Raw genomic sequence first — 2,802 nt, forward strand, 5'->3', positions numbered from 1 at the left:
CATCCATGTGGTCGTGCGCGAGATTCGGGGCAGTTTATGAAATATCCGGGCTAAAGCCACCAGCGAACTGAAAGAGAAATATAAAAAGGGAGAGGAGCACGATGTCATTTTTGAGTTCGAATGGCCTGCCACGCCTCTAACGCTCTGGTCCGGGACTCTTTCAAATCGACGACAGGCGTTGGATAATCTTCCCCCAGGGTTACCCCTGCCTGGTAAAGTATATTCTCATCAGCTTCCCAGGGCGCAAACAGATACTTACTGGGCAACCCGGCAAGCTCAGGCACATATCGCCGTATATACTCCCCATCGGGATCAAATTTCTGCCCCTGGGTCACGGGATTAAAAATCCGGAAATAGGGTGCCGCATCCGCACCGGAACCCGCCACCCATTGCCAGCTGGCGGAATTGCTGGACAGATCAGCGTCCACCAGACAGTCCCAGAACCAGCCCTCCCCATGGCGCCATGGCTGCAGCAGGTTTTTGACCAGAAATGAGCCGACAATCATTCTCACCCGGTTGTGCATAAATCCGGTTTGCCAGAGTTCGCGCATCCCGGCATCCACAATGGGGATGCCGGTCAGTCCCTTCTGCCATCGCCGGAGTTTTTCAGGATTTTCCTGCCAGGGAAAGCCGTCAAACTTTGGCTGAAAGTTTTGCTCCGGCAGTGTTGGGAAGTGGTACAGCAGATAGTAAGAAAACTCACGCCAGCCCAACTCTGCGTGAAAACAATCCAGGTCTGTCTCCACATTATCATCTGTTGTCGCCGCAGCCGACGCGTACCAGACCTGATTGGGGGATACCTCGCCAAAATGAAGATGGGCAGACAGTTGTGAAATGCTGCGTCTGGCCGGGAAATCACGCCCTGTTTTATAGCCATTGAGTCCTTTGTCCAGAAAATCCTGAAGTTTGTTTTTTGCCGCTGTCTCACCAACTCCCCTGCCCTGCTCACACCAATAGGCATAGAGATTATGGTCCCAGCGTACCTGTTTTGCCTCACCGGCAGAGTCAAGGTTATGAGCGGGGACAAAACCTCTAGCAGGCAGTAGACCAAGGTCATTTATGTCGCTGTTCGACGTTGCCGCAACATATCTGATTTTTTTCGGTACCGGCAACGGTTCCCTGGGCGGTTCAGATACCAGGCACCCTTTTCGATAAAAAGGGGTAAATACCTTGTAGGGCGTGCCGTCTTTTTTCAGCACGGTCCATGGTTCCCAGAGCAGGGAGCCATTGAAGCTTTTGGCCTCCAGGCCATCATTTCGCAGGGCTTTCTTGATGCGCTGGTCCCGCTGGATCCGCCAGGGTTCATAACAACGGTTCCAATAAACGGCATCCACCTTATATTCCGCCGCCACTGCCGGGAGCACTTTTTGTGCGTCACCCTGCAACACCAGCAGTCGGCCATTCAAAGCGTCGTTTAATGCTGCCAGTGAGTGGTGCAGCCACCAGCGGCTGGCCCTGCCGGGAGCCCACTGAGCGGCCGAGTGGTCATCCAGAATAAAGACGGGAAGCACCGGACCATTGCCCGCCGCCTCGAACAGAGATGGGTTATCCGACAACCGGAGGTCCTGACGAAACCAGTGAATAGTAATCATCAAAAAGGCAACCTTTCTCCATCCCAGGCAAACATGTGGCCACTGTCTCCTGGCGTCAGTTGATCAATCACATTCAGGAGCCGCTCTGCCGAATAGTCCGCAGAAAACAATTGGCCCTCAGGCACACCGGACTGAAACGGCATGGACAAGTGACTATCAACCGTACCCGGGTGCAATGCAGCAATAATGGATGCCTTGTTTTTTCTGGCAATTTCGATGGCCAGACTCTTGATGATCATATTCAGTGCCGCCTTGGATGCCCGGTAGGCATACCAGCCGCCTAATTGATTATCCGAAATGCTGCCCACTCTGCCGGATAAAACCGCAAACACATTTTTGCGGTTTCTGGCCATTTTGGGAAGAAAATATTTGGCAACCATGGCAGGCCCGGTGGTATTGACGGCAAAGATTTTGGCAAAGTGATCGGGCTGGAAATCCCTGATGGACTTTTCCGGCTTAAGCTCTTCCCCCTCATGGAGGATACCTGTGGTAATTATCACCAGATCCAACGGTTCCGAAATGTGCTTTGCACTGTTGGCAATACTGTTTTCATCCAGAAGATCCAGGTAATGAAGAACAGTTTTATTGACCCGGTCAAAATCAGGCTCACGGCGCGAAAAGGCATAAATTCTGTTGACCGTTGGTACCTGCTCCAGCCAATGGACCATGCCTTTGCCAATGGCACCGGAAGCGCCGATGACGGCAACATGCAAGCCCTCATCGAATGAGCCCAATTTCAATTCTGTCATAGAGCACTCCTTAAGATGTGTGTCCGGTAGAGAACCATTATTTTTAAGCGGGATCAGGCTGAAAGGCGTTGCTTTTGACCTGCATAGGCCTATTGGTACGGACCCGGTAATTCAACAGATCGCCCGGCGGGCTATGATTATCCCCCTGCATCATGTCATTAACCAAAAAAAAGTCATTGGCTAACCAGCTAGAGCAGACCACAACGGCCCAGCAGCAGGACAACAAGGACCGGTTTAAGAGTGCTGATGATGTGTTGCTCCGGGGGATTTCCGGGGCTACCGGGGAGAAGAAACCGGCAGGCCTCTTTGCCGGAGGACGACAAGGCCCCACTGGTCAGGGCCGGTTTCCTGATCCCCGAAGCGGAACACGCCATTATCCAGGCTACCCTGCTGGCCATGGCAGGCATTACCAAACCCGTCGTAAAGCATCGCCCAATCGGGCCGGGCCGCGCAGGCGGTGA

3 protein-coding genes are annotated in these 2,802 nt (G+C 53.1%); 1 reads left to right on the forward strand and 2 read right to left on the reverse strand.

Annotation, left to right across the window (positions count from 1 at the left end):
* Positions 1–104: 104 nt before the first annotated feature.
* Both KDK14_RS11735 and KDK14_RS11740 read right to left on the reverse strand, forming a co-directional pair.
* Positions 105–1,592 (reverse strand): deoxyribodipyrimidine photo-lyase, encoded by a 1,488-nt coding sequence (locus KDK14_RS11735; RefSeq protein WP_257265308.1) that lies wholly within the window; start codon positions 1,590–1,592, stop codon positions 105–107.
* Entirely contained in the window at positions 1,592–2,341 is a 750-nt protein-coding gene (locus tag KDK14_RS11740; RefSeq protein WP_257265309.1) for an SDR family NAD(P)-dependent oxidoreductase, read from the reverse strand. Before KDK14_RS11740 ends, KDK14_RS11735 begins: the two co-directional genes overlap by 1 nt.
* 240 nt (positions 2,342–2,581) lie before the next feature.
* Here KDK14_RS11740 and KDK14_RS11745 point away from each other — a divergent pair.
* Positions 2,582–2,802: hypothetical protein (locus KDK14_RS11745; protein WP_257265310.1), on the forward strand; the 221-nt coding region annotated here is incomplete at its 3' end.

It is taken from the genome of Endozoicomonas sp. ONNA2 (genome assembly GCF_024606365.1).
Lineage (GTDB): Bacteria > Pseudomonadota > Gammaproteobacteria > Pseudomonadales > Endozoicomonadaceae > Endozoicomonas.